This is a genomic window from Streptomyces sp. SID5785 (genome assembly GCF_009870065.1).
Lineage (GTDB): Bacteria > Actinomycetota > Actinomycetes > Streptomycetales > Streptomycetaceae > Streptomyces.
This window is the reverse complement of record NZ_WWIA01000752.1, coordinates 1-458: the sequence shown is the minus strand read 5'-3', so window position 1 is coordinate 458 and position 458 is coordinate 1. Positions and strand designations below refer to the sequence as shown.

Genomic DNA, 458 nt, shown 5'->3' with positions numbered 1-458 from the left:
GACGGCCGGGAACTGGACGCCGCGGGGGCCCGGCCGGCGGGGCCCGCGGCGGCGGCGCTGACCGCGCTGACGGACGTCGTACGGCCGGGAACCGGCAGGCTGCTGCCCGCGCCGGCGTCGGCGGCGGACACCGTCGGCGAACTGCACCTGGCGGCGTACGCGCTCAGCGGGGGCGGCGCCCTCGGCCTCGCCACGCCCGCGCGCGCGTCCGGCGACCACACGATCGCGGGCGCCGCGGTGGTCCTCCTGTCGCTGCTCGCGGGGACGTACCGGCCGGCCGACGACGCGCAGCGGTCCGCCGCGCTCGTCGGGCTGCTGCTCGGCGCGGACCGGCGGACCGCGGCGGCGGAGCTGCTCGGCGCCGGGCGCTGGAAGGTCGTGCACGCCCGGCCGAACGCACCGGGGGCGCCCGCGCCCGATCTCGGCACACCGCTCGGCGCGGTCACGGCGGGGGCCGA

General features: G+C 82.1%; 1 pseudogene. It reads left to right on the top strand.

The features are described 5' to 3' along the window. Positions 1-458: pseudogene (locus GTW43_RS24485) on the top strand (PucR family transcriptional regulator); the annotation flags it as partial.